This is a genomic window from Curtobacterium sp. RM9, from assembly GCF_054956955.1.
Genome location: NZ_CM143271.1, coordinates 1,243,870 through 1,264,692 on the forward strand (window position 1 = coordinate 1,243,870; position 20,823 = coordinate 1,264,692).

The window sequence follows — 20,823 nt, forward strand, 5'->3', positions numbered from 1 at the left end:
GGTGGATAACGACCTCAAACGGAGAGCAAACTCTCGACACCACGGTGAGCGCCGATAGTCGCGAGTCTTCGTACCGTCTCTCGTATGTGTTGTTTGCGTCGGTTAGGCGCCTTACTCCATTGGCTTTACTCGAGACTCGATGAACTCGACCTCTGCCGCGTCGAGCTTGTACTTCGCGTACAGCTGCTGGTCGATGTCAAGGATCGACCTGCTCCAATCAATGTCTGATGTCTCCGTGAAGTTCTGAAGCGGAACGTGCTTCCAAACCTTCGCTGGGTTGTGCTGCGTAATCTTCAGGATGCCGAGCATGGCGCGCGCAAATTTGGTTTTCACATAGTTGAGGCAGGCTCGAGCATGGGCTTGATCCTCAAACGCCCCGATCGTTATGAACGTCTGAGTAACGGCAACCTCCGGCTCCGCCACAAGCGGATTCGAAAGCACTTCACCAAGAGCTCCGGACCCATTCGCTGCTGGCAGAACGACCTTGAAGCTATGGAAGCTCGCCGGACCGGTCATATACTCCTTGAGGATCCAACGTGTGAGCCGGCGGTTCTTGACAAGACCAAGTACGCGAACATAATCGTTTCCGTCATGGGGCTGTATTGCATGATACAGGAAAGAAAACTGCTCGAACGTGTTCGTGTTCACCAGAGCTGCGTTGCCATCCGGGCGGAGCGCTCGTGCCTGAGGGTGCTCCCCGTACAATGCATCGGTGTAGCGGAACGAGCGCGAGCTTGTGATGGCAGGGGCAATCGACCTACCGTTGGCCGCGTTCACCTTGTGGAGAATTTGGTTGAGCTCGGGGTAGCTGGTGAACGTGTCGATCGGCTCATCGTCACGCTCTTCGTCCCAGTAGGTGACCGCGATTCCACCCTTGATGTCGGTTCCCGGGAAAAGGTCGTTGCTATTGGGTACGTAGTGCGGAACGCTCAGGTGCCGGTCTGCGAGCATTTTCTCGTTCCACGCCTTCGGGGTGAACCCGGCGTCGAAAAGGAAGCGGGCCGGCGTGATAAGCACTGCTTTGCTGGCGACCTCGTAGGCCGCGTTCATGAACTGGTGGTAGACGGGCGTGTCACGAGTGCCGTCTCCCTGCGCCTCCTCTTGGTAAGGAGGGTTGCCAATCACGACGTCGAACTTCCTGCCCATAATCAGTTGCCTTCCTTCAGCATGTCGTCGATTGTTTGGGCGCGCTGCGCGCTGGTCATCTTCGCGAGATTACCGACCTTGAAGTGGCTGGATTCCTCGAGCCACCGCTTGCGCTTGGCCACCCCGCCGGAGACCGCTTCGAGGGTAATCTCATGGAGGATCCTGTTGTGGCTCATTTCGAATAGCTGCGAGGTGAGGATGTGCTTGAGCCGCTCGTCCTGGTCCGGTATTTGGCCGGCGAGGCCACCATCGAGGCGACGCACGAGCTCCATTAGGAACAGCCCAGCGGTAGAGAACAGGTCGGCGAAGGTTCTCTCGGGATCCGTGAAGATCCCGGGATTCTCGGCCTCGAGGATGTCGACCATTCGCTTCACGACCGGCTGCGGAGTGAAGACGAGGGAGGTCTTCTGCTGCGGGATGTATGCGAAGATGCTTTCCGTCTGCGCGTCGTCGAAGTAGTCGGCGAGGGCTTCCTTCTTGTCGAGGAACTCCTGGATTGACTGGTCAAACACCGCCCGGTCGAAGAGCCCAGGGATACTGGAAACTGTGCCGTCTTCCTCGGTTACATCCTGTCCGTCGCGCAGCAGGCGGAACTCTGCCTCGCTAATGCCGGTGATCTCCTCGAAGATGTCGTCGGGGGTGTAGTCGTCAAAGTTCGACAGGTGAATATCCCGGTCGCCATAGGCCATGAGGAACATCGGGATCGTACGAGCGAAGCCACGCAGGTGCGAACGGGCGTCGTCCATGGTCTGGTCGGCGCGCCTCTGCTCCTTCTTCTTCTCCTCACGCTCGACGACTGTCCGGGTGACCGCCTCGGTCGTCTCCATGAGGATCTTGGCAATGCTCTCCTGAAAAGCCATCTCCTGCTCGGCCTTCTTCGCCATGAGCACGACGGCACCGGCCTCGGTGGGAACCTGGGCCAGCTCGTCGGCGAGGTGCTTGGAGGCAATCTCGTACTCGACACGCACGCGTTCATACTTACGCACGACTTCTGACTCGGTGGCCTTCTCGTCGCGTTCAACCTGCTTGTCCGTCAGGCCATATTCGGTCTGGAGTTTGTCGCGAGTGTCGCGCGTCTTCCCGGTGACGAGCTTCGCAAGCTTCCTCGCTACGACGGCGGTAGGAGCCTGCGGGTCGGTCGTCGGAACGTCTTCGACGCGCCACACGGGAGCGCCCAGCTCGGCGATCTTGGGATTGATGACGGTCTCGACGTCGACCTCAGCGTTGCCGTCGCGGTCGACGTGCGGCAGCGGTTCGGGAAGGTCGAGTTCTTTCTTCTTGAGCTTGCCCTGCTCGGCGGTCGGAAGTTTGTCGAGGATTTCCTTGACGTGCTCGGAATAGCGGAAGATACCTGCGACGTTCGCGAACAGCAGGTTCGACAGGAAACCGCGGCGTACGACCTCTCGGGCCTTGAAGACCTTCGGGAACGTCAGGACCTGCGAGGCGTCGAGCTCGGCCATCCGACCCTCGGCGTCTTCGCCGAGCACCGGGAAGAAGTTCAGCAGCGTGCGGATGTTCTCTTGCCGCACGGCCGGGTCGCTCGAGGAGTTCGTGTGGAGGTTGTTTGCGAACTCATCGAAGATCGTAAGCGTGCGCTCGGGAGCAAAGTCGAAGATGTAGGCGTTCTTCTTCTGGAAGACCTTGTCGCCCCGGTCGAAGGTGCACGGGTTTTGCGCGCGGAAGGCGGCCTGCATATACAGCGCCGGCGAAGTTACGTTTGAGAGCATCACGACCGCCGTCCACTCGGGAACAGTCACACCCGTGGTGAGCTGACCGACTGAGAGCGTGATCGTCCGACCGCCGGCTTTTTCGGCTTCGGAGATGGCCTCGCGGACCCTCGTCAACGATGCCCTGGTGGCTGCCAAGTCGCTGTCATCCTCAGCGCCGCGCCCATCGCCGGCGGCCAGGACGACCTCGTAGTCCTTGAACACCGGGTGCTTCTTCAGCAGACGCTGCAGCGCCTTCGCCGACGCCACTCGGTCGAGCAGCCAGAACGAGTGCCGGATTTCGTCACGCAGCTGGGGCGTTGAGAACGGGTACTTTTCATTTGCAGACAGCCGGTTGAGGAACACTTGCACGTCGGCCTCGTGCTCGAAGAATCCGTTGTCCTTCGTGCGGAAGAACTCGCCCAGGTCGAAGGCGTAGTCAATGTTCGCCTCATCCTCGGCGATCGCAACGCCCTCAGCGAGCCGTTCGCTAATCATCCGCGAGACCTGATAGGTGAGCATGTTGAGCGTAGGCAGCGCCTCGTAGGGATTCTCTTGGTTTGGGTCGTCCCATTTGGCGCGTGCAGTCTGCTCGTCCTCGTAGGTCCAGTTGAAGATCTGGTCCTCCTCGAACCTTCCCGAGGCCAGAGCCTTGAACGGCGTGCCCGACAGGTGCAGCGTCCACTTACGCGTGACCTGGTCGAAGGCAACGTCTGTCTTCGTTGTGTCAACGCCTTCATGAGCCTCATCTATAACGAGCAGGTCCCAATCGAACTGCGCAATGTGCTTGAGCTTGTCAAAGCTCCCGCCGAAGTACTTCGAGCCCTTCAGGTCCTGCAGCGACAGAAACTCAACGATGCGGGGGTCCTGGTCGAGGTGCTCGCGTGCGTGGGAGCGCCATTGCTCCCGCGTCATCGTCGGACGGCCGTTGAGCGACGGGGACTCCGACACGAAGCGATAGGTCGTCTGGTGACCGACGAAGCGCAGGAAATCGTCGAGCCATGAGTTTGCAACAGCCGGGCGATTCGTCACGATAAGCACCCGGCGCGCGTCGAGCTCACGCATGAGGTCGTACGTCGTGAGGGTCTTGCCAAAGCGTGGTTTGGCGTTCCAAAGCACCTCGGCCTTCCCGGCGCCGAACGCCTCAAGCGCTTTAGCGACAGCGTCTTTCTGCTCGGGACGGAGCTCGTAGTCCTGCGCCACAACGCCCCGAACATCCATCTCGAAGTTGCCCGAAGCGAAGTCGAGGAAGTATTCGCGCGAGCTCCTCGGAGCATCGCTGAAATGGTGCCACTCGGTGCGCTTCGGTCGGCCTTCGGTCGCCGGAACGCCGTCGCGCTCGACGCCTTGCTGCTTGAGGAACGCGTGGAAGTCGTGATCGGTGAACCTCCCGCCGTCGGGCGTCATGTAGGTCGCCTTGAATACCCACTCGATCTTCTTGCTGATCGACAGCTGCGAGGCCTGCTGCGCGATACGCGCCTGAGCGCCGCCCTCTTGCTGCGTGTAGCCGATCTTCTCCCAGCCGTTGTACTTGGGTAGGTCATTCGTGCTCCACGAGTAAACCTGCGGCGTGATCTCCCGGAACGTACTAATCGGCGGGTTAGGCATCAGAATTCGCTTTCTTGTGAACGTGGCGTACCGGGCACGGCTCGTAGGAGGCATACACCCTGAAGTCGAAAGTACCTTCCTCGCGAAGCGAATTGAAGGAGAACGGCTCTCTCTTCACCATCGAGGGGTCGTCCGCCTGGCGAGTCCACCATGAGAACTCAATCTCGTCGCCGGTTGGCGTACGACCCGTCAGGGTGTTGCCACGCAGGATGTTTGTTTCGACGAGGAAGGCGGCAGCGCGGTAGAGGTCAGTGCGCGGCGAGCAGAGAGTGCCGCTCGAGGCGTGGAACATCACGAACTCGGCCAGCAGCGCGGCCTGCGCATCCCGGTGGTTGTCTTCGAGTAGCTCGATCGCGTAGATCGACGCGAGCGCGAATAGCGATTCCCTTTGCCAGGCCGACACGTCAAGATGCTCTTCGATCGCGGCGAGCTTGCGCTGCAGGATCGCGACGATGAAGTTGCCGTCGCCGGCGGCTGGCTCGAGGAAGGTGCTGTCGACGAAGGCCTCGCCGCGCTCGAGATCGTCGCTGACGAGATCGAGCATTTGGTTGACCATGGAGCGGGGCGTGAACACCTCGCCGTACCTCTTAACGCGGTGCCGCGACTTCACGAGGAGGCGATCAACGTAGGGCTTGCTCATGGCGATCTTCCGTTGGTAGCAAACGACCGACGAGGGAGTGTCGTCGTCCGAGGACAGAATATCGCGCGCAGGTGCCGTGGTCGTGCCAAAGCAGCTGTCAGTGCTGCGCAGCTCGTATGTCGACGTCGCCACCTGCGGAGCTGTCGCCGATGCGGCCGGGGACATGGAACCTTCTAACCAGGAGTGTCGGAAGTCGCGCTTGCATGCGCGAACTGGTGGCGAACATCGCTAGCTTCATCAGAGCAAGGATCTAGGGGCGCTGGCGGGACGGCGCTGCTTACGCGCGATCCGATGTTGCTCAGCGTCGGAAATCATCCGCCCGAAACTGGGCTGAACCCGGATACGTTAGCGTCTCGAACGGCCGTCCGACCTAGACGTACATTGGGACGTGCACAAGACCGGCCTCGATGATGCGATGCCCGTCGACCGGAGTCAACCTGGTCGTCTGGAAGTCGGTGGCTTCGTTCCCGTTGTGCATTGCGTTCCCCGTCCCGCCCGGCGCCGGCGTTCCCCAGGCGCTCCGCCGTCCATCTTCGTGACGCGACGGGCGCAGCTCGACCACCAGTTCGGGGGGGGGGCACCTGTTCCGCTCGACCGCCTCGAAAAAGCGCGGGATGCCGCTACAGCAGGAACGTTGGCTCGGCGCCAGATCACAGGTGGATGCGAACCTTTCTCCGCGGGCCCCTGGACTCATCCTCGCGCCGCAGAATCTTCTCAACCGGGAATCCTAAGTGCGAGCGGACGCATCCTGAGCGGGGGGCGTTGACCCGGACCCGCGCGAAGACAGCGAACCAGCAGTCATTGCGGCCGAGGTGTGGCAGTTGCGAACTCGCCAACCCAGCGTGGAGCAGCCGGATCTGCGCTCGCTCGCGGGCTTCCCGGCGCACGTGTCGCCTGGCGGCCGCGTGGGGCCCGCTTCGTCCTGACTAAAGGTGTCGGCGCCGCGCCCTAAGCTCGCTAGCGCACCAGACGAGACGGGGGAGCGCATGCAGATCGGCGTCGACGGCCAGATCGTGCTCAGCCCCAGCGACCTCAGCACGTGGGCGACCTGCGAGTGGGCGTTCCTCCGCCGCCTCGACGCCAAGCTCGGCCGCGGCGGCCCCCTTCCCGACGAGCACGACGACATGCTCGAGCGCACCGCACGCCTGGGGGACCAGCACGAGCTCGACTACCTCGACATCCTCAAACAGACCCGCGACGTCGTCGAGTTCGACCGCCCCGCACCGCCGGACTACGCCCGAGCAGCCGCCGAGGCACGAACAGCCTTCGAGACCGGCGCCGACGTCCTCTACCAACCGACCTTCCACGAGCCCCCGACGCCCGAGCATCCGGGCTTCATCGGCTTCGCGGACTTCATCATCCGCAACGACCGCGGCGAGTACGAGGTCTACGACACCAAGCTCGCACGGCACGCCAAGATCAGCGCCCTCCTCCAGCTCGCCGCCTACGCCGACCGGATGCAGGCGCACGGCATCCCCACCGGCGAGCAGGTCCACCTCGTCCTCGGCGACCGCACGACCACCACGCACGACCTCGCCGACATCGCTCCGGTGTACCGCACGCAGCGCGCCGAACTCGAGCGGGTCATCGCCGAGCGCCTCGCTGACACCGACGAACTGCACTGGGGCGACCCCCGCTACTCCAGCTGCGGCCGCTGCGCCATCTGCCAGACCCAGGTGCAGCAGCACCGCGACCTGGTCCTCGTCGCCGGCATGCGCCTCGACCAGCGCACGAAGCTGATCCGGCAGGGAGTGCGGACGATCGACGACCTCGCGGACCGCACCGCGGCCGTGCCAGGCCTGTCGCGGAACACGCAAGAGAGGCTGGTCCGTCAGGCGCGCCTCCAGACCGAGACGGAAGCCGAACAGGCCAGGCAAAAAGGACGCGCAACCAAGCCACGCTTCGAGGTCCTCGACCCCCGCGCCCTCGACGCGATCCCCGCACCCGACGCCGGCGACGTCTTCTTCGACTTCGAGGGCGACCCCCTGCACACCGAGGACGGCATCCACTGGGGTCTCGACTACCTCTTCGGCCTGGTCGACGACCGCGCCGACTTCACTGCGTTCTGGGCGCACACGATCCGCGACGAGCGGCAGGCGCTGGTGGACTTCCTCGCGTTCATCCAGGAGCGGCGCGAGCAGCACCCGGGCATGCACATCTACCACTACGCGGCGTACGAGCGGACGCACCTGCTGTCCCTCGCGGCTCGGCACGGCGTGGGGGAGGACGCGGTCGACGACCTGCTCCGCGCGGGCGTCCTCGTCGACCTCTACCCGATCGTCCGCAAGGCCCTGGTCGTCGGCAGCCACAGCTACTCGATCAAGAAGCTCGAGCCGCTGTACATGGGCGAGGATCTGCGCCTGAGCGACGTGACGAACGCTGCCGACAGCATCACCGCGTACGTCGAGGCGATCGAGGAGCTCCGGAACGGCGACCCCGCGACCGGCCAGCGGATGCTCGACGAGGTCGCCGACTACAACGCCTACGACTGCCGCTCGACGCTGCGGCTGCGCGACTGGCTGCTGTCACTGCGCGACGAAGCCAGCGCGGACGCGGACCCGGCGGCGGCCAGCGAGCAGGCGGAGCTCCTCCCGCCGATCCCCGTCGAGCGCGAACCGAACCCGGTGTACGTCGCGCTGGCCGCGCACCTCGACGGCGTCGACGCGCTCGACCGCACGCCGGATCAGACCGCGCTGGCCCTCGCCGCCGCCGCGATCGACTACCACCGCCGCGAGGCGAAGACCTTCTGGCAGGACCACTTCGACCGCCTCCGCAACCCGGTCGACGACTGGGCGGACACCCGCGACGTCCTCGTGGTCGAGCGTGCGTCCGTCGAGCGCGACTGGGACACGCTGCCGCGTGCCCGCTCGCAGTCGCGCGAGATCCGGTTGTCGGGGACGCTCGCGCCCGGCTCGAAGCTCCGCACTGGAGGCGCGCCCCACCTCGTCTACGACGACCCGCTCCCGCCATCGGTCACCGCTCCGGCCCCGGGTTCGAAGGGCGCGTCGGCTCGCGCGGTCGTGCTCGACGCTTTCGACACCGGCGACGGCTACGAGGTGCTCATCAAGGAGAGCCTGCCGGTCGGCGGCGGCGAGCCGCACGCCGACTTGCCGGTGGCGCTCGCGCCGGCGGCGCCGCCGCGTGCGAAGCCGCAGCCCGAGGCGATCGCGTGGTGGGGGCAGGAGGTCCTCGACGCGCTACCGGAGATGCTCCCGGACCCGGCCCTCGACCTGCTGCGGCGGGTCCCGCCGCGCGGGCCGATCGTGCCGGTGCAGCAGGACGACACCGTGTCGGCGGTGGTGGCGACCCTGCTCGGACTCGACCGTTCGTACCTGGCGATCCAGGGGCCTCCCGGCACCGGCAAGACGTACGTCGGGTCGAACGTGGTGGCGCGCCTGGTCCGCGAGTACGGGTGGCGGGTCGGAGTCGTGGGGCAGTCGCACGCGACAAGCGAGAACTTCCTGTCCTCGGTGGTGAAGGCGGGCGTCCCTGCCGACCGCGTGGTGAAGGTGCCGAAGTCCGGCGCGACGGAGGACGAGCTCGAGGCCGCCGACTGGACGCCGGTGAAGAACAACGCCGCGGTCGCCGCGTTCCTGGCGTCGTGCGCCGAGACCGGCACCGGGGGAGTCGTCGGCGGGACGGCGTGGACGTTCGCGAACGAGACGACGATCGAGCGGCGGTCCCTGGACCTACTCGTGGTCGACGAGGCCGGGCAGTTCTCGCTGGCGCCGACGATCGCGTCGTCGGTAGCGGCCACGCGGCTGTTGCTGCTCGGCGACCCGCAGCAGCTCCCGCAGGTGTCGCAGGGGTCGCACCCGGAGCCGGTGGACGTCTCCGCGCTCGGGTGGCTGACGGACGGGGAGCACGTGCTGCCGGCCGAGTACGGGTACTTCCTCGCGCGGACACGGCGGATGGAGCCTGCGCTGACCACCTCGGTGTCGACGCTCTCCTACGACGGGCAGCTGACGTCGATGGTGTCCGGCCGGCACCTCGGCGGCATCGAGGCCGGCGTGCACGCGGTGCCCGTGGCGCACGCGGGCAACACGACGTCCTCGGTGGAAGAGGCTGCTCGTGTGGTCGCGCTCGCGCAGGACGTCGTCGGTCGGCGGTGGGTAGACGGGGACCTCGAACGGACGCTGACCGACGAGGACGTCATCGTCGTCGCGCCCTACAACGCGCAGGGGGCGGTGATCCGCGAGGCGCTCGACCGTGCCGGACTCCGCGGGACGCAGGTCGGCACGGTCGACCTGTTCCAAGGGCGCGAGGCCGTCGTGTCGATCGTCTCGCTCGCGGCGTCGAGCGCTGCCGACATCCCGCGCGGGCTCGACTTCCTGCTCATGCCGAACCGGTTGAACGTGGCGCTGTCGCGGGCGAAGTGGGCGGCGTACCTCGTGTACTCGCCGGCGCTCACCACGGGGCTGCCGCCGTCGATCGCGGGGTTGTCGTTGTTGTCGCGGTTCATCGAGCTGGTGGAGCCCACGGACTGACCCCCGGCGAGCCGATCGTCGGTCAGCCGGCCTCGACCCTTCCGACCGTCGAGCTGTACGTCGCGACGGCGCCGAAGCGTGCGCCGATTAGGGTCACTGACCACGACGTGCGGTCGGGAGCGACGGAGTACAGCAGGCGGGTGCCGTCAGGGACCGCCGCGAGGCCCGTCCCGTCCGCGAGCAGGACCCGCGTCGGAGCCGAGCCGCCGACGCCCAAGGACATCGGGTACGTCCCGACAGTGAACTGCTGGCGCATGACGAACGCCAGTGTGCCGGCGCTCTGGACGAGGGCCGAGCGTTCGGCGTCGACGCTGGCCGGGACATCGGCGGCCACGGGTTCGGGTGCCGTCGCCGCAGCCGCGTCCTGCGCTGGCGCCGACCCGGGTGCGGCCGCCACTGGTGCTGCGGCCGTCGATGCTTCGGGCGATGCCTGACGAGTGGTGCTGTCCGGCAGGCTCAGGGCTGGCCTGTCGAACGGCAGCGACAGCGGCGGGAGCTGCACGCGGGCCGGGATCAGGGCCACTGCGACCACCGCGTAGACCATCAGCGCGGTGCCCACGCTGCCGAGGATGGCGGCGCCCCGACCGAGCGCTCGGACGGTGGGCGAGCCCCACCGCGCAGCACGGACGGCGCGCACGCCGAGCACCAGGGCGGTGATCCCGATCGTGGTGACGACGAAGCCGGTCTGGACGCCTGCGTGCTGCGGCTCCAGCAGTGCGATCCCGACGCTCGCAGCACCGAGAGCCAGCGCGAGCACGGCGCTGGCCCACGGGCGAGACCGGGTCCGACCGCGACTCCGGGGTGCAGCAGCGACGAGGGTGGTGGGGTCCCAGAGTGCTGGACCCCGCCGGGGCACAGCTGGCCTCGACGTGTCCTCCCCAGGGCTCCAGTCGCGTGGTCCCGGTCCTCCCAGTGGCATCGTCGCCCTCCCGTGGTCGTCGCCGACCACGATTCTGGCGGCCGTCGCTGACGTGAGCGATCCCCAGAACTGGGTCCTCGTCTTGGTCGTGTTCAGCCCGATCCGACCGCTACGCTCGCGCCGTGATCGACTTCGCCAACGGCACCCTGTTCAAGCTCGCCCACTGCGACCCGGCCGAGGTCGCGCCGCAGATCTCTGCTTTGCTCCTCGACGGTGAGCAGATCCTCGTCGCAGCCAAGACCATCCGCGACTTCGTCGTGTTCACGGACAAGCGCATCATCGCCGTCAACGTGCAGGGCATCACAGGGAAGAAGCGCGACTTCAGCTCGCTGCCCTACGGGAAGATCCAGGCGTGGTCCGTCGAGACCGCAGGCACATTCGACCTCGACGCTGAGCTCGAGCTGTGGTTCAGCGGCCTCGGCAAGGTGCGCTTCGAGTTCAAGGGGCAGTTCGACATCACCTACCTGGGGAAGCTCATCGCGCACCACGTGCTCTGACGGCGAAGCGGGGGCGGGCGGCGGCGGCCAGCGGGCGTTCAGCCCTCGTCGTCCTCCACGGGCACACCAGAACGCATCGCCGCCCGCATCCCCGCCAACACGTCCGCGTGCAGGAAGTTCGCCGCCTCAGCGCTCGTCGGGTCCACCACGATCCCGAACTCCTCCGGCAGCGCCCCGACCAGCTCCGCCATGGGCACCGGCCGCGCCTGCGCATCGGGCATGCCCGACGCGAGCTCAGCAGGGTCGGTGAACACCGGCACGAACGGCAGGTCGCGGATCATCACGTGCGCCACGCTCCCGCCCTCCGGCGTTCCTTCACGCTTCCACGGCACCCAGGCCGCGCTGCCGAGGAACCCCTCGGCCGACGAGGCCATCCGGCGGCGGAGTGCACCGGCTGCGTCGGGGGCTGGTCTGCCGGCGGCGGGCCCGAAGGCCGACCCGGTGCTGTCGTCGGTGCTCATGCGGTCCCCTCGGAGAAACGGTCGGACCACGATCGTCGCACGACCGTCACGTCGTCGACGCGATCGCGCCCGTCGCCGCGCCGGTCGCCGCGCCGCCCTGCCGCGTCTGCAACACGGAGCGCACCGCCGGACCGACCCAGTCGCCCCCGGTGATCTGCGCGACGACGTGCCGGTCGAACCGGCCGAAGAGCGGTCGCAGGGTGCCGGTGCCCTGCAGGAGCCCGATGAGCGCCGCGGTGAACGGCGTCGCGGCCGAGCGCCTCTCGAGGACGTCGAGCACGGCGCCACGCAGCAGCTTCCGCGAGGCACCGTCCCGTTCCGGGTACGCCGTCGCGGGGAAGATTCCGAGCACCCGCCGCTCCCGCCGGTCGAGGACACCCTGCTGCACGAGGCCGGCGAGGATCTCGTCCCGGAGGGGCCCGCGTCCGAGTCGTAAGACCCAGGTGGTCACGTACCGGTGCTTCGGCGACGTCGTGATCTCCTCGAACACCCGGTTCAGCGTCGGCACGGTCGTGAGCGGCGCCTTGATCGGGACCACGCGGTGCCGGTCGTGCTCGACGAGGCCGCGCAGCGCGAGGTCGGCGATGACGGCGCCGCCAAGTCCGACCGTGAGCGTCTGGGCGACCGATCCGAGCTTGCCGTCCGGGTGCAGGAGCAGCACCGTGAGCGCTTCCGGGAGGGTGAGGTGCGCGATCATGACCGCATGCTCCCCCACAGCGCGGAACAGCGGCGCGAGAGGCGGGTGAGGTCAGTACCCGCTCAGCATCGCTCCAGCACCCGCGCCATCGCGTCGCGCTCGGCCGGCGCCACCCACAGCCGGTACGTCGTCTTCACCGCCACTTGGTGCTCGACGTAGGTGCAGCGGAACGCGGTGTTCGCGGGCAGCCAGGTGGCCGCGTCGCCGCTCCGCTTCTGCGCGTTGGACCGCCCGTCGACGGCGAACAGGTTCGCCGGGTCGTTCGCCAGCGCCTCGCGTTCGTCCTGCGTGAGCTGCTGCGCGCCGGTCCGCCAGGCGTTCTCGAGGGCGACGACGTGGTCGATCTGCACGAGCGTCGAGGTGGTGTTGCCGCGCACGAAGTCGATGGTCGCGCCGGTGTACGGCGACACGAGCGTACCTCGGAGGACCTTGCACGGACCCTGCCGCTGGATCGCGGTGAGGTCACGCGCGAGGACGTCGTTGCGGGTGTCGCACCCGTTGTGGTCGACGTCGAGCCACGCGGTGCCGAAGTCGCCGACGCGGTCGTACCCGGTCGCGGGCGCCTTGCCCTTGACGGGCAGCGCCGCGAGCTGCGCCCGCGCGGTGGCTACGGCCGTGTCTGGACCGATCGGTACGGCCGGACTGGAGGCGCGGCCCGGTTCCGCCGCGTCGGTCGCCGACCCGGTCGCCGGACTGGAGGCGCGGCTCGGCTCGGTCGGGTCCGTCGCAGTTCCGGACGGGCCGGCCGTCGACCCCGCCGACGCAGCGTCGGCATCCGCGCCGGAGAGCCCCGACTCGTACAGGGCGTACCCGCCGATGAGGAGCGCCAGGGTGACGACGAGGGACGTGAGCGTGGTGCGGGTGCGGCGTCGACGGGACGTCATGCGTGCGGAACTCCTGGTGGTGCGTGCTGCGGTGATGCGTCTGCGTGCAGCGGTGGTGCGGACCCGGACGGGCCGGAGACGATCATCCCGTGAGGCACCGACGAACCCGGGCGTAGACACGGGGCATGACCGATCATGCGAACCCCTCCGTGTCCGTCACCGGCGGGTCGATGCCGCTCCTCGGCTTCGGCACCTGGCAGATCCCCGACGCCGATGCCCCCGCCGCCGTGGGCAGCGCCCTCGAGGCCGGCTACCGCCACATCGACACCGCGACGGGCTACTCGAACCAGCGCGGCGTCGGGAAGGCCATCGCCGACTCCGGGCTCGACCGCGCCGACCTGTTCGTCACCACGAAGCTGCCGCCGGACAACGCCGGCCGTGTGCGCGAGACGATCGAGGAGAGCCTCGACCAGCTCGGCCTCGACCACCTCGACCTCTGGCTCGTGCACTGGCCGCCGAACGGTGAGGCCCGCCCCGACGTCTGGGAGCAGGTCGTTCAGGCGCAGTCCGACGGGTTGACGAAGGCCGTCGGCGTGAGCAACTACTCGCTCGACCAGATCGACGAGCTCGTCAAGGCGACCGGAACCACTCCGGCCGTGAACCAGATCAAGTGGAGCCCCGTGGAGTACGACCGGGCGATCGCGCAGGGGCTGTCCGAACGCGGGGTGGTCCTCGAGGGCTACAGCCCGTTCAAGGCGAGCAACCTGCAGGACCCGACGCTCGTCGAGATCGCCGACGCCCACGACGCCGACACCGCGCAGGTGATCGTCGCGTGGCACGTGGCGCACGAGTTCGTGGTGATCCCGAAGTCGTCCAATCCGGACCGCATCCGGTCGAACGCCGAGGGCGCGCACCTCGAACTCACCGACGACGAGGTCGCGAAGATCGACGCCCTCGGTCACTGACCGATCGGCAGCGGGGAACCACCGACCGACCGGCCGGCGACGTCACTCCAGCAGGGAGCGGATGTCGTCGGCCGTCAGGTCGTCGGCGAACAGCGCGTCGTCGTCGATCATCGTCGCGAACAGCTCGGCCTTCCGCGCCGCGAGCGCGAGGACCTTCTCCTCGATGGTGTCCTCGGCGATGAACCGCTGCACGGTGACCGACCGGGTCTGTCCGATGCGGTGCGTCCGGTCGACGGCCTGCGCCTCGGCGGCGGGGTTCCACCACGGGTCGAGCACGAACACCGTGTCCGCTTCGGTCAGGGTGAGTCCGAACCCGCCGGCCTTCAGCGAGATGAGGAACGCGGGGGCGGTGCCCTCCCGGAAGCGTTTGATGACGTCGGGCCTGCGCCGGGTGGACCCGTCGAGGTACTCGTAGCCGACCCCGCGGGCGTCGAGCGCGTCGGAGACCATGCGGAGGAACGAGGTGAACTGGCTGAACACCAGGGCACGGCGGCCCTCGGCGGCGAGCTGTTCGAGTTCGTCGAGCAGCAGGTCGAGCTTCGCGGACGGCACGGCGCCGCCCGTCGACGAAACGGGCGGCACGGCACCGCCCACCGACGCCCCGTCCGACTCACCGGACGCGCCCATGCCCACCAACGCCGGCGACAGCGCGAGCATCCGCAGCAGCGTGAGCGACCGGAACACGATCATCCGGTTCCGCGCCAGGTCGTCGATCAGGTCGAGCACCTTGAGACGCTCCCGGTTCAGCGTCCGCTCGTAGATCGTCCGGTGCGCCGGGTCGAGCGTCACCCGCACGACCTGCTCCTGCTTCGGCGGCAGGTCGGCGGCGACGCTCTCCTTCGTCCGCCGCAGCATGAGCGGCCGGATCCGCCGTCGCAGCCGCTCGGTGAGTTCCTGCCGTGCGGCGCCGCGGAGGTCCGGCGACCCGAGGGGCTTCACGTAGTCGTCGCCGAACCGCGACCACGAGGAGAGGAGCCCCGGCGCGACGATGTGGAACAGCGCCCAGAGGTCGGTGAGTCCGTTCTCGAGCGGCGTCCCCGTCAAGGCGAACTTCACCGGTGCCCGGAGTTCCGCGGCGACGCGGTGCGTCTGCGACTGCGGGTTCTTCACGAACTGCGCCTCGTCGAGCACGAGCACCGACCACGGCAGGTCGAGGTACGCCCGTTCGTCGAGCCGGAGCAGCGCGTACGACGTCACGACGACGTCCGACGACGCGGCCGCCCGAGCCACCCGATCCGGGTCCTTCAACGAGGTCGCGGTCACGGGCGTCACGCGCAGCGACGGGGTGAAGCGTTCGGCCTCGAGCGCCCAGTTGCCGACGACGGAGGTCGGTGCGACGACGAGCACCGGCGGGGCGTCGGGTGCAGCCCGGCGTGCGGCGGCGATCGTCGCGAGGACCTGCAGCGTCTTGCCGAGCCCCATGTCGTCGGCGAGCACCCCGCCGATCCCGTGGCCGAGCAGGAACGACAGCCACGCGTAGCCCGCGTGCTGGTACGGCCGGAGGTCGGCGTGCACGGTGTCCGGCACGGGGGTGTCCCCGGGCGGCGTTGCTCCGAGCAGCCCCGCCGCGATCGCCTGCCACCGCTCGTCGTGCGACGTCTCGTCGGCGAGCTGGTCGAACTCCGACCACAGCCCGGCCTGGAACGGCGTCACCGTCAGCGGCTGGTCCGGCTCCCACTCGTCGAGCTCGCGGGCCTCCTCGATGAGCTCCTTGAGCCGGTCGAACACGGGATCGGCGAGCGAGAGGTACGACCCGTCGATGAGCTTCATCCGCCGGTCACGCTTGGCGAGGGCACGCAGCAGCGGGGTGAACGGCAGCTCACGGCCGTTGACGCTGACGATGATCCCGAGGTCGAACCAGTCGTGCTTCTCGGACGGCATCGTCGTGACGCGGATGTGCGGTCGCCCGGTCAGGCGCTCGTGCTCGGTCCGCTCGCCCTGCACCACGGTCCGCACCCCGAGCGCGGGCAGCTCGGGCAGGAGTTCGGTCGCGAAGACAGCGGCGTCCGCCCCGTCGAGGGTGCCGTCCTCGAACCAGGCGAGGTCGCCGCCGGGTCCGCCGCCGGTTCCGTCGTCTCCGCCTGGAGGCGCGGTGCCGGTCGCGTCGGTGGCCTGCGCTGACGGAGTGGTCCCCGCCACTGCCGCGCTCGCCTCCTGCGACCCGCTCGCCTCCGGCGCGGGGTCGTCCGCCGCCCGGAGCCCGGACAGGTCAGGGAGCGGGCCGTGCAGCGCGACCGGGTCCTTCCGCCCGTCGACGTGCCAGCGCCACTGCAGGTGCACGCGGTCGTCCGGGCGGGGAGCCCGGGCCGGCTCGAACGTCGCGGTGAGGACGAGCTCCGGCGGGGTCCGCTCGGGCAGCTCGACCGACCCGTCGGAGCTGACGAGCCCGAGCGACCCGCGGAGCTTCGGTGACCAGTCCGCGAGGAACTCGTCGACCTCCGCCGCAGGCACCGTGATGTGCGCGTGCTCGGTGAGCATCCGGCGCTGGTCGGCGGGCACGGGTGTCGCCGTCGGGGCGATCGTGACGCTGAACTCGGGGCTCTCGCGGAACGCGTACACGCCGTGGTCGCCGACGAGCCGCGCCGCGCCCTCGGCGATCGGCCGGCCGTCGACGACGACGCTCGCGCCGAGGACGAGCGCGCCGTCGTGACGGACGGCGTCGAGGAGCACCCGCGCTTCGGCCCCGAGAGTCGCACCGCCCTCGCGCTTGCCGGTCACGAACGCGATGCCGAGCCCGGGTGCCTGGCGCAGCAGCGGCCAGAGCAGGGGACTGCCGAAGTCGTCGAGGTGGATCCAGTCGCTCTCGCCCGGGAGCCCGGCGAGCTGCCCCGCGCGGTGCAGCGCCTGGAACTGCAGGAACCAGGCGTGCTGCTCGGGGGAGAGGCCGAGCCGGTTCATCGAGTACGGCAGCGTGCCCCAGGTGAGCTGCCCGCGCACCCAGTTGCCCGCGCCGCTCCGGGTCACCGGGCGGACGCCGAGCCGCACGCTCCGCGAGGCGGCGGGCAGCGCCCGACCTGCCGCTCGCGCGCGCGACGCGAGCCGGGCCGGCACCGCGTCCCGCAACTCGAACTGCAGGCCCATCGGGGTGCCCGAGGAGCCGACCGCCTGCTCGTCGTCGCCGGCGAGGCGGGCGAGGTCGTGCCTCCAGTCCGAGCGTGGCGGGGGAGGGGTCTCGGTGCGGGGACCGGCCGCGGCGGACAGGGCCCGCGCGTTGATGGTGAGGAGCGCGGCGGCGACGTGCTTGCACTCGCCGCCGAGCGGGCAGGAGCAGGTGCTGCGGACCGGGCGGACGAACTCGCCGCGCGCTGCCGTCGTCTCGACGCGGAGTTCGTACGGTTCCTCCGCCGACCCGGAGACGGTCGCGGTGACCGTGCCGTCGTCGTCGTGCCAGGTGGCGTCGTCGACCAGGCCGGCGCGCACGAGGTCGCGTGCGCGGCCGAAGGTCTGCGGCCCGACGAAGCGGATGACGTCGACGGCGTCGATCATCGGGGCGGCGGGCACGGGTCAATCGTGCCAGGCCGGACCGACAGCCGCGGTCGCGACCCGTTCTGGGGGAGTCGCTTGCAGGTGTCGAGGTGCAGGATCGATGTCGGTCGCCGAGGAGGAGTCAGGAATGCTGCAGTCACTGGTGTACATGAGCTCGGCGAACGAGCGCTTCGACGAGGACGACCTCGCCGCGGTGCTCGACCACGCCCGCGAGCGCAACACCGCCGACGGGCTCACCGGCATGCTCGTGTTCCGCAACGGGCGCTTCATGCAGCTGCTCGAGGGGCCGTACGACGCGGTGCTGTCGACGTACCAGCGGATCCTCGCGGACGACCGGCACGGCGACGTGCAGCTCCTCGCGGAGGAGTCGATCCACACCCGTCGGTTCCCGGAGTGGACGATGGCCTACGACCGCGGGCTCGACGAAACCGAACCGCCCGCGGGGTTCAGCGCGTTCCTGGAGAGCGGGGACAAGAGCGCGGACGCGAGCCTGTCGCGGGAGTTGCTGCGGTGGTTCCGGAACCACCCGCTGGCGGACCCTTCGGCGGCGCGGGGGAAGCACCGGCGCGAGGACTGAAGCCCGCCGCGCCGGTCAGCGCGCGAGGAGCTTGCGGAGCAGTTCACGGTTCTTCTCGTGTTCGCGGACGTTGGCGCTGACGACCAGCCAGAGCAGCAGGAACAGCACCGTCGCGGCCAGGCAGGCGGCGGCGACACCGAAGAGGATCGCAGAGCGGGCGACCAGCTCGAGGTCGCTGGCGTCAGCACCTTGGCCCTGCAGCCACACGCCGCCGCCGAACAGCGCCGCTGTCGAGACGAGCAGGATGATCCAGATGCCGAGCAGGGCGGTGCGCCAACCGTTGTTCACGCTGCGACCCTACTGAGTGCCTGTCATTTCTCGGGCTCGGCGCTCCGGTCGACCTCACCGCTCCTTGGGGGCGAGCTTGCTGTGCTTGCGCGAGTAGCCGAAGTACACGCCGAGGCCGATCGCGAACCAGACCGCGAAGCGCACCCACGTCTCCCACTGCAGGAACGTCACGAGCCACAGCGACGCGATGACGCCGATGGCCGGGATGACGGGCATGAAGGGGAGCTTGAACTGTCGGTCGAGATCCGGCTGCCGGTAGCGGAGGACGATCACCGCGGTGCAGACCACCACGAACGCGAGCAGGATGCCGATGTTCGTCAGCTCGGCGACGACGCCGATCGGCAGCACGCCCGCGAGGACCGCCGACGCGATGCCGAGGATCCAGGTCACGCGCGTGGGCACGTGGCGCTTCGGGTCGGTCTTCGCGAACCACTTCGGCATCAGGCCGTCGCGGCTCATCGAGAACCAGACGCGGCTCGCACCGAGCATGAACGTGACGAGCACGGTCACGATGCCGACGATGGCGCCGATCGCGATGACGTTCGCGATCCCGCCGAGCCCCACCGACGCGAACGCGGACGAGAAGCCGGAGGCCGGGTCGATGTCGGTGTACTTCTGCATGCCGGTCAGGACCAACGTCGCGAGCACGTAGAGCACCATCGAGATACCGAGCGACAGCAGGATCGCCTTCGGCATGTGCTTGCGGGCGTCGGTGGACTCCTCGGCCGCGGTGGACATGGCGTCGTAGCCGAACACGGCGAAGAACACCGTCGCGGCGCCGGTCATCACGCCGCCGAACCCGAACGGGAAGTACGGCGAGTAGTTGGCGCTGTTGATGTGGAAGACGCCGAGCACGACGATGAGCACGACGAGTGCGACCTTGATGCCGACGGCGACGAACTCGAAGCGGGCGGCGCTGCGGATGCCACGCGTGAGGACGAACGCGGTGAGCAGACAGAGGACGATCGCGAACACGTCGATCACGTGCCCGTCGCCGGTACCGGGGGCGCCGAGCATCCAGGCGGGCAGGTCGACGCCGAACTGGCCGACGAGGAACCCGACGTAGCCCGAGATGCCGATCGCGACCACCGCCACGATCGCGGTGTACTCGAGCAGCAGGTCCCAGCCGATGAACCAGCCGACGACCTCGCCGAGCACCGCGTACCCGTACGTGTAGGCGCTGCCGGCCTTCGGGATGAGGCCGGCGAACTCCGCGTAGCTCAGGGCTGCGGCGGCGCTCGCGACCCCGGCGACCAGGAAGCTGATGAGGACCGCGGGGCCGGCGACGCCGTTGGCGACCGTGCCGGCGAGGGTGAAGATGCCGGCGCCGATGATGCCGCCGATGCCGATGGCCGTGAGCTGCCACAGACCGAGGTGCCGTTTCAGGCCGCTCTCGGTACCGGGCTCGTCGTCGATCGTGTCGATCGGCTTCCGTCGGAAGAGGCTCTGTGTCGTCGTCGTCACCCGCCCACTCTGCACCTCCGTGCGGCGTCCTGTCAGCCCTGGTGCACGCACGCGCAGACGGGGCGGACCCGCGCCCGGCGGTGGAGCGGCACCGCGGCGGGCCGTCGGCGGCGGGGCGGACGGGCACCGAGCCTCCAGGCAGGCGGACGGCGTAGACGGGACCCATGCGACGACCGAACCGGATCGAACCCGGCCCTGGACAGGAGTCCGTCTGGGACTATCCCCGACCGCCCGCCGTCGAGTCCGTCTCCGAGCGGGTGGTGGTGCGTCTCGGCGGCCGGGTCGTGGCGGACACCACCGACGCCGTCCGCGTGCTGGAGACCTCGCACCCGCCGGTGTACTACCTGCCGATGGCGGGGATGGACCTCCGGCCGGCGCAGGGATCGAGCATGTGCGAGTTCAAGGGGCTCGCGCGGTACTTCGACGTCGTCGGCGGGGACGTGGTCGCGCCACGCGCCGCGTGGAACTACCCGACGCCGGAGCCCGGGTACGAGCTGCTGCGGGACCGCGTGGCGATCTACCCCTCGATGATGGACTCGTGCGAGGTCGGCGGCGAGGTCGTACAGGCGCAGGAGGGGGACTTCTACGGCGGCTGGATCACGTCGGACGTCGTCGGTCCGTTCAAGGGCGGCGCCGGCACCCTCGGTGGTGAGCGCTGCAGCTCATCGGTTCGCGTAGGGGGACCAGAACGGCGGCGGGAACGCCCCGCCGGTCACGAGGACGAGCAGCTGCCACACCGTCATCACGATCCCGAGCGTCCCGAGCACGATGCCGATCCACGCCCAGACCTTGACGGCCCGTCGTCGTCTCGCGATCCGGATCGCCCGCCACCCGCTGAGCACGGCGATCAGCCCGAACGCCACGCCGAGCAGCACGTGTCGCCCCATCGACGCGGCCGGCACGATGATGCCCATCCAGAACGCCACCGGTCCGATGAGGACGGCGACGGTGGCAGGGGCGGCGGGCGGCTCGTGGTCCCGAGTCTTGCTCACCATGACCTGAATCTAGCGGAGCGCGAACCGGGGTGGTGCACCCTCGGCGTCACAGCCGCGTCGCCG

General features: G+C 68.7%; 15 protein-coding genes and 1 pseudogene. 5 read left to right on the forward strand and 11 right to left on the reverse strand.

Annotated elements, in window-relative coordinates:
* Window positions 1-111: 111 nt before the first annotated feature.
* Genes ACY3FI_RS05875 through ACY3FI_RS05885 form a run of 3 tightly spaced genes read right to left on the reverse strand, consistent with a single transcriptional unit; the run spans window position 112 to window position 5,265 of the window.
* A complete protein-coding gene (locus ACY3FI_RS05875; protein WP_462549846.1) occupies window positions 112-1,146 on the reverse strand; it encodes an Eco57I restriction-modification methylase domain-containing protein in 1,035 nt (344 codons plus the stop codon).
* A gap of 2 nt (window positions 1,147-1,148) precedes the next feature.
* Complete coding sequence (locus ACY3FI_RS05880) at window positions 1,149-4,460, reverse strand: DEAD/DEAH box helicase (RefSeq protein WP_462549847.1); 3,312 nt, start codon at window positions 4,458-4,460, stop codon at window positions 1,149-1,151.
* Window positions 4,453-5,265 carry a DNA methyltransferase family protein gene (locus tag ACY3FI_RS05885; RefSeq protein WP_462549848.1) on the reverse strand — a complete coding sequence of 271 codons (813 nt, stop codon included), beginning with the start codon at window positions 5,263-5,265 and terminating at the stop codon, window positions 4,453-4,455. Before ACY3FI_RS05885 ends, ACY3FI_RS05880 begins: the two co-directional genes overlap by 8 nt.
* Before the next feature lie 821 nt (window positions 5,266-6,086).
* Between ACY3FI_RS05885 and ACY3FI_RS05890 the strand changes: the two genes are divergently transcribed.
* Window positions 6,087-9,587 carry a TM0106 family RecB-like putative nuclease gene (locus tag ACY3FI_RS05890; protein WP_462549849.1) on the forward strand — a complete coding sequence of 1,167 codons (3,501 nt, stop codon included), beginning with the start codon at window positions 6,087-6,089 and terminating at the stop codon, window positions 9,585-9,587.
* A 22-nt stretch (window positions 9,588-9,609) separates the two neighbouring features.
* Here ACY3FI_RS05890 and ACY3FI_RS05895 read toward each other — a convergent pair whose 3' ends face one another.
* Entirely contained in the window at window positions 9,610-10,344 is a 735-nt protein-coding gene (locus ACY3FI_RS05895; protein WP_462549850.1) for a hypothetical protein, read from the reverse strand.
* A gap of 284 nt (window positions 10,345-10,628) precedes the next feature.
* On the opposite strand from ACY3FI_RS05895, the gene ACY3FI_RS05900 reads away from it, so the two are divergent.
* Window positions 10,629-11,003 (forward strand): PH domain-containing protein, encoded by a 375-nt coding sequence (locus ACY3FI_RS05900; protein WP_462549851.1) that lies wholly within the window; start codon window positions 10,629-10,631, stop codon window positions 11,001-11,003.
* 38 nt (window positions 11,004-11,041) lie between these two features.
* Here ACY3FI_RS05900 and ACY3FI_RS05905 read toward each other — a convergent pair whose 3' ends face one another.
* From ACY3FI_RS05905 to ACY3FI_RS05915, 3 genes are all read right to left on the reverse strand, one after another.
* Window positions 11,042-11,464, reverse strand: a complete 423-nt coding sequence (locus tag ACY3FI_RS05905; RefSeq protein ID WP_462549852.1) for an SseB family protein — start codon at window positions 11,462-11,464, stop codon at window positions 11,042-11,044.
* A gap of 46 nt (window positions 11,465-11,510) precedes the next feature.
* Window positions 11,511-12,161, reverse strand: coding sequence for a GOLPH3/VPS74 family protein (locus tag ACY3FI_RS05910; RefSeq protein ID WP_462549853.1), 651 nt, complete (start codon window positions 12,159-12,161; stop codon window positions 11,511-11,513).
* 62 nt (window positions 12,162-12,223) lie between these two features.
* Window positions 12,224-13,045 carry an HNH endonuclease family protein gene (locus ACY3FI_RS05915; protein WP_462549854.1) on the reverse strand — a complete coding sequence of 274 codons (822 nt, stop codon included), beginning with the start codon at window positions 13,043-13,045 and terminating at the stop codon, window positions 12,224-12,226.
* A gap of 125 nt (window positions 13,046-13,170) precedes the next feature.
* Between ACY3FI_RS05915 and ACY3FI_RS05920 the strand changes: the two genes are divergently transcribed.
* Window positions 13,171-13,950: an aldo/keto reductase gene (locus ACY3FI_RS05920; RefSeq protein WP_462549855.1), complete on the forward strand. Its 780-nt coding sequence runs from the start codon at window positions 13,171-13,173 to the stop codon at window positions 13,948-13,950.
* A gap of 42 nt (window positions 13,951-13,992) precedes the next feature.
* Here ACY3FI_RS05920 and ACY3FI_RS05925 read toward each other — a convergent pair whose 3' ends face one another.
* The gene (locus ACY3FI_RS05925; protein WP_462549856.1) at window positions 13,993-17,451 is read right to left on the reverse strand and encodes a DEAD/DEAH box helicase; all 3,459 of its coding nucleotides are present in this window, start codon (window positions 17,449-17,451) and stop codon (window positions 13,993-13,995) included.
* Between the two features lie 112 nt (window positions 17,452-17,563).
* On the opposite strand from ACY3FI_RS05925, the gene ACY3FI_RS05930 reads away from it, so the two are divergent.
* Entirely contained in the window at window positions 17,564-18,013 is a 450-nt protein-coding gene (locus ACY3FI_RS05930) for a BLUF domain-containing protein (RefSeq protein WP_462549857.1), read from the forward strand.
* 15 nt (window positions 18,014-18,028) lie between these two features.
* On the opposite strand, the gene ACY3FI_RS05935 is transcribed toward ACY3FI_RS05930, so the two are convergent.
* Entirely contained in the window at window positions 18,029-18,301 is a 273-nt protein-coding gene (locus ACY3FI_RS05935) for a hypothetical protein (RefSeq protein ID WP_462549858.1), read from the reverse strand.
* A gap of 54 nt (window positions 18,302-18,355) precedes the next feature.
* Window positions 18,356-19,765 carry an amino acid permease gene (locus ACY3FI_RS05940; RefSeq protein WP_462549859.1) on the reverse strand — a complete coding sequence of 470 codons (1,410 nt, stop codon included), beginning with the start codon at window positions 19,763-19,765 and terminating at the stop codon, window positions 18,356-18,358.
* 164 nt (window positions 19,766-19,929) lie between these two features.
* Here ACY3FI_RS05940 and ACY3FI_RS05945 point away from each other — a divergent pair.
* Window positions 19,930-20,301 (forward strand): annotated as a pseudogene (locus ACY3FI_RS05945) (DUF427 domain-containing protein); the annotation flags it as partial.
* A 126-nt stretch (window positions 20,302-20,427) separates the two neighbouring features.
* Here ACY3FI_RS05945 and ACY3FI_RS05950 read toward each other — a convergent pair.
* Window positions 20,428-20,760: a hypothetical protein gene (locus ACY3FI_RS05950; protein WP_462550402.1), complete on the reverse strand. Its 333-nt coding sequence runs from the start codon at window positions 20,758-20,760 to the stop codon at window positions 20,428-20,430.
* Window positions 20,761-20,823 lie beyond the last annotated feature (63 nt).